6 protein-coding genes and 1 pseudogene are annotated in these 4,739 nt (G+C 67.2%); 6 read left to right on the plus strand and 1 reads right to left on the minus strand.

Features of this window, described 5'->3' with window-relative positions; translation table 11 throughout:
* The 5 genes from EOA33_RS24825 to lpxK form a co-directional block, all read left to right on the plus strand.
* Window positions 1-562, plus strand: a 562-nt coding sequence (locus EOA33_RS24825) for an inositol monophosphatase (RefSeq protein WP_145989267.1), incomplete at its 5' end; no start/stop codon positions are given.
* Window positions 563-636: 74 nt separating this feature from the next.
* Complete coding sequence (locus tag EOA33_RS24830) at window positions 637-882, plus strand: DUF4170 domain-containing protein (RefSeq protein ID WP_126055075.1); 246 nt, start codon at window positions 637-639, stop codon at window positions 880-882.
* Between the two features lie 5 nt (window positions 883-887).
* Window positions 888-1,670 carry a lysophospholipid acyltransferase family protein gene (locus tag EOA33_RS24835; protein ID WP_126055074.1) on the plus strand — a complete coding sequence of 261 codons (783 nt, stop codon included), beginning with the start codon at window positions 888-890 and terminating at the stop codon, window positions 1,668-1,670.
* The gene (gene waaA / locus EOA33_RS24840; RefSeq protein ID WP_126055073.1) at window positions 1,667-2,983 is read left to right on the plus strand and encodes a lipid IV(A) 3-deoxy-D-manno-octulosonic acid transferase; all 1,317 of its coding nucleotides are present in this window, start codon (window positions 1,667-1,669) and stop codon (window positions 2,981-2,983) included. Before EOA33_RS24835 ends, waaA begins: the two co-directional genes overlap by 4 nt.
* 1 nt (window position 2,984) lies before the next feature.
* On the plus strand, window positions 2,985-4,010 hold the full coding sequence (gene lpxK / locus EOA33_RS24845) for a tetraacyldisaccharide 4'-kinase (RefSeq protein ID WP_126055072.1): 1,026 nt from the start codon (window positions 2,985-2,987) through the stop codon (window positions 4,008-4,010).
* A gap of 6 nt (window positions 4,011-4,016) precedes the next feature.
* Here the strand turns inward: lpxK and EOA33_RS24850 are convergent, their stop codons facing one another.
* Window positions 4,017-4,250, minus strand: coding sequence for a DUF2093 domain-containing protein (locus tag EOA33_RS24850; protein ID WP_126055071.1), 234 nt, complete (start codon window positions 4,248-4,250; stop codon window positions 4,017-4,019).
* A 114-nt stretch (window positions 4,251-4,364) separates the two neighbouring features.
* Here EOA33_RS24850 and EOA33_RS24855 point away from each other — a divergent pair.
* Window positions 4,365-4,739: pseudogene (locus EOA33_RS24855) on the plus strand (hypothetical protein); the annotation flags it as partial.

The following is a 4,739-nucleotide window of genomic DNA, read 5'->3' on the forward strand; positions in this document are numbered from 1 at the left end:
CGCCAGGCTCGCCGCGCGCCGCACCTTCGTTGTCGATCCGATCGACGGTACGCGCGGTTTTCTCGATGGCCTGCATTCCTGGTGCGTCAGCGTCGCGGTCGTGGAAAACGGCGTAACACTCGCCGGCGTCCTCGAATGCCCGGCCAAGCACGAGACCTATTGGGCGCTGCCCGGCGAAGGCGCCTTCCTGAACGGCGAGTCGATCCGCGTGCGGGCGTTGGCGGACACCGTGGATATCGGCGGGCCGAAGCCGCTGGTCGACCTGTTGCCGGAAGCCTGGCAGGGCCGGCTGCATCGCACGCCCTACATTCCTTCGCTGGCCTACCGCCTGGCGATGATCGCCGCAGGCAAGCTCGACGCCACCTTCGTCAAGCCCAACGCGCACGACTGGGACATCGCCGCCGCCGACCTCATCCTGCGCGAGGCCGGCGGCGCCTTGCTCGACCGGCACGGCCGCCCGCCACGGTATGCCGGCTCGGTGATTCACCACGGCGCGCTGGCCGCCGGCAGCGGCGCCTTGCTCGACGTGCTTGCCGGCGTCATCGCCGGGCTGGAGAGTTGAACCATCATCAAAGGTTCCAAAGTCGGCGGCTTTGGTCTAGACCTTTGCAAACTCACGATATGTGAAGGACCGACATGGCCGTGGAAGACGGAAAGAAGCAGCTTTTGCACCTGGTGTTCGGCGGCGAGCTGAAAAAGCTGGGCGGAACCGAATTCCGCGACCTCGATGGGCTCGACATCGTCGGCATCTATCCGGACTATCAATCCGCGCACGCGGCATGGAAAGCCAAGGCGCAGGCCAGCGTCGACAATGCCCACATGCGCTATTTCGTCGTTCACCTGCACCGGCTGCTCGATCCGGACAGCAGGGCCGCCGGTTGAGACCGATGGAGCATGAAGCGGTGAAAGGGCCGGTCACCAGCCCCGCGGTGCGGCGCGGCGGCACGACCCGCACGCTCTGGCGCCGGATCCGCGAGCCGCTGGCCCAATCGCGATTCGTCAAGAACTTCATCGCCGGCCTGTTCGCCAATTTCGTCCGTCTGGTTCGCCTGACCAGCCCGCTGGTCAAGGGGTCGACTCAGGTCGCCGGCGGCGCCTACGCGCATCTGGAGCCCGGCATCATCGCGCTCTGGCACGGCCAGCATCTGCTGACGCCTGCGTATTATCCCAAGGGCAGGCCGTTGGTCGCCATGGTCTCGCGCAGCGCCGACGCCGAGCTCAACGCGCTGATGCTTGAGAAGTTCGGCATCGAGGCGGTGCGCGGCTCGGGGGGGCGCGACAGTTCAAGGCATCTCGACAAGGGTGGAGCCAAGGCTTTGATTGCCCTGAAGAAATCGCTTAGCACCGGCAAGAACGTGGCCATGATCGCCGACATCCCGCACGGCACGCCGCGCGACGCCGGAATGGGCATCGTGCTTCTGGCGCGACTGTCCGGCCGGCCGATCCTGCCTTCGGCGATCGCCACCAGCCGCCGCAAGGTGCTTGAAAAAAGCTGGGACAAAACCACCATTAACCTGCCTTTCGGCCGCTCAGCGGTTATCGTTGGGCCGCCGGTATTCGTGCCGGCCGATGCCGACGACGCCGAGATGGAACGCAAGCGCCAGGAAGTCACCGCCGCGATCAACGCGGCAACGACCGAGGTTTATCGCCTCGTGGACGGCCTGAAATGAGCGAGCGCTGGGCGCGCACCATGCTGTCGGCCTACCGCTACGCGGGCGCCGCCGCCTATCCGCTGATCGGTCCTTACGTCGCCTGGCGCACGTCCAGGGGCAAGGAGGACCGCGTGCGCCGGCGCGAGCGCTATGGCGTCGCCGGCCGTCCACGCCCTGAAGGGCCGATGATCTGGATCCACGCGGCCAGCGTCGGCGAGACCCTCGCAGTCGTGCCGCTGGTCGAGAGCATCCTCGACTACGGCGTCAACATCGTGCTCACCACCGGCACGGTCACCTCCGCGCAGGTCGTCGACGAGCGGCTTGGCGACCGCATCATCCACCAATACGTGCCGCTCGACCTGAAACCCGCAGTCAGCCGCTTCCTCGACCATTGGCGGCCCGACCTCGCGATCATCGCCGAATCGGAGATCTGGCCGATGACCATGCTGGAGCTCGGCGCCCGCCGCGTGCCGCAGGTGCTGGTCAATGGCAGGCTGTCCGACCGTTCCTTCTCGTCCTGGAAGAAGCGCGCCAACATCGCCGAGGCGCTATTCGAGAACCTTGCCCATGTCGTTGCCCAGTCGGATGTCGACGGCGAGCGCTTCCGCACGCTCGGTGCCCGGCCGGTCACGGTGTCGGGGAACCTCAAGGTGGATACCGCCCCGCCGCCGGTCGACGAACGGGCGCTCGCCTCGCTGAGGCGGCAGATCGGCGAGCGGCCGACCTGGGCGGCGATCTCGACCCATGACGGAGAGGAGGTCGTGGCGGCCGAAGTGCACGCCACCTTGCATCGGCGCCACCCTGGGCTGCTCACCATTATCGTGCCGCGCCATCCCGATCGCGCCGAGGCGCTCTCCGCGCAGATTTCCGGCATGGGCCTGAAGCTCGCCCGCCGCAGCAAGGGCGACAGGATCACGGCCGATACCGACATCCTGCTCGGCGACACGATCGGCGAGATGGGTCTCTATCTCAGGCTGACGGAAATCGCCTTCGTTGGCCGCTCGCTGACCTCCGAGGGCGGCCAGAACCCGCTCGAGCCGGCGATGCTGGAGACGGCGGTGCTTGCCGGCCGCAACGTGCAGAATTTCCGCGAGGCCTATCAGCGCCTGCTCGACAGTGGCGGCGCCAAGCTGGTGCGCGATCGCGACATGCTGGCCGGCGCCGTCAACTTCCTGCTGAGCAACGAGGTGGCGCGCCACGAGATGATGGCGGCCGGCGCCGCCACCGTCGACGAGATGCGCGGCGCGCTGGCGCGCACGCTGAAGTCGCTGGAGCCTTATATCCAGCCCCTGATCGTGAAGTCGCGCCTGAAGGGCGCCAACGGGAGGTAGCGTGACCTCCGAAGCACCGCCCTTCTGGTGGGAAGAACCGGACTGGCGCGTTCTGGCGCTGTCGCCGCTGTCGGCGGCCTACGCGCTCCTGGCCGGCCGCCGGATGCGGCATGCGCCGCGCGAAAAGGTCGAGGCGCCGGTGCTGTGCGTCGGCAACTTCACCGTCGGCGGCAGCGGCAAGACTCCGGTGGCGATCGCACTGGCGAGGCAAGCCAAGCGCATGCAGCTCAGTCCCGGCTTCCTGTCGCGCGGCCATGGCGGCTCTTTTGGTGAGCCGCATATCGTCGATCTGCATCACGACGCCGCCAGGCATGTCGGCGACGAGCCGCTGCTTCTGGCCGAGCATGCGCCGGTGGCGGTGACGCCGAACCGTGCTGCCGGCGCCCGGTTGCTGATGGAAAAGCTCGGTTGCGACTTCCTCATCATGGACGATGGCTTCCAAAGCGCGCGCCTTCATATCGACTTCGCGCTGGTCGTCGTCGACACGCGCTACGGCATCGGCAATGGCCGCGTCATCCCCGGCGGACCGTTGAGGGCAAACATCGTCGACCAACTGGTCTTCACCAGCGCACTGCTCAAGATGGGCGAGGGGACGGCGGCCGATCCGGTGGTGCGCCAAGCGGCGCGCGCCGGCCGGCCGATCTTCGAGGCGCATACCGAGCCTCGCGCCCGTGAACGCTTCGCCGGCAAGCGCTTCCTCGCCTTTGCCGGCATCGGCCATCCCGAGAAATTCTTCGGCACGCTGCGCCAGGCCGGCGGCGACGTCGTGCTCGCCAAATCCTTCCCGGACCACCATTTCTATGCCGAGGACGAGCTTGCCGAACTGGCGGCGACAGCGAAGCGCGACGGTCTTCGCCTCGTCACCACGGCCAAGGACGCGGCCCGGCTGCGTCATGGCGCGTCGCAAGAGTTCCTGGATCAACTCGAGGTACTGGAGATCGACGCTGTGTTCGAGCTCGACCACGTGCCCGAGCGCATCATCGACGAGACGCTTGATGCGTGGCGGCAGCGCAAGCTGCGGCGGTGAGACGTGCTATCCCCGGCTGCGCATTTCCGGGTGCATCTCGATCTCGCGGCGCAGCGAGGCAGTGGCGTTGGCGTAAGGCTCCTGCCGGGCGACGCTCCAGTATTTGAGCTCGTCCAGCGGAATGCTCTCGCCGGTCACGGCGCACCGCACGAACGCGCCCGGACTGGTGACCTGGAAGTCGCCGTCGAGATAGCGGATGCGGGCTTCCTTGCCGCCCGGGCCTTCAAAACGGTTCATCATGAAATGACGCTTGGGTTCATGGGATTCAATCGCCACAAATCGCAGGCAAGGTCAAGCTTGACGCAATGCTCGTGGAGTATCGCTCCAACAGCATAATGGTTGCTGGGAGCCGGCATGGACATTTCCTCCACCCGCCTGACGTCGCTGCTGAAGCAGGCGCTGACGCCGCAGCCGGTGCCATCGGCCAAGGCCGATCCGGCGACCACCGCGCTGGTCAAGGCGCTCGTCCAGCCGCCGGCGCCGTCGGCCGCGTCTTCGGCGCAGCTCGCCGCGCAGGCCTTGAACGGCTCGTTGGCGAGGCCTCCCGCTCACCCGACCCAACACCTGTCTTCCGACCAGATCGAGGATGCCTACCGGGCGGTCATTGAACCGGATGCAGATCTTAGCCCGGCCGGTGTTCCGGCCGGCAGGCCGGCCGCGGAAGCCGAACAGGGTCCGCGCCGCCTGACCTCACTCCAGCCGCCAATCGCCGACAGCATGGCGAGGACC

This window comes from Mesorhizobium sp. M4A.F.Ca.ET.050.02.1.1 (assembly GCF_003997725.1).
Classification (GTDB): Bacteria; Pseudomonadota; Alphaproteobacteria; order Rhizobiales; family Rhizobiaceae; genus Mesorhizobium.

Coding starts and splice junctions, on each gene's coding strand:
- EOA33_RS24830 (WP_126055075.1), top strand. CDS start 637: ATGGCCGTGGAAGACGGAAAGAAGCAGCTTTTGCACCTGGTGTTCGGC.
- EOA33_RS24835 (WP_126055074.1), top strand. CDS start 888: ATGGAGCATGAAGCGGTGAAAGGGCCGGTCACCAGCCCCGCGGTGCGG.
- EOA33_RS24850 (WP_126055071.1), bottom strand. CDS start 4,250: ATGATGAACCGTTTTGAAGGCCCGGGCGGCAAGGAAGCCCGCATCCGC.
- waaA (WP_126055073.1), top strand. CDS start 1,667: ATGAGCGAGCGCTGGGCGCGCACCATGCTGTCGGCCTACCGCTACGCG.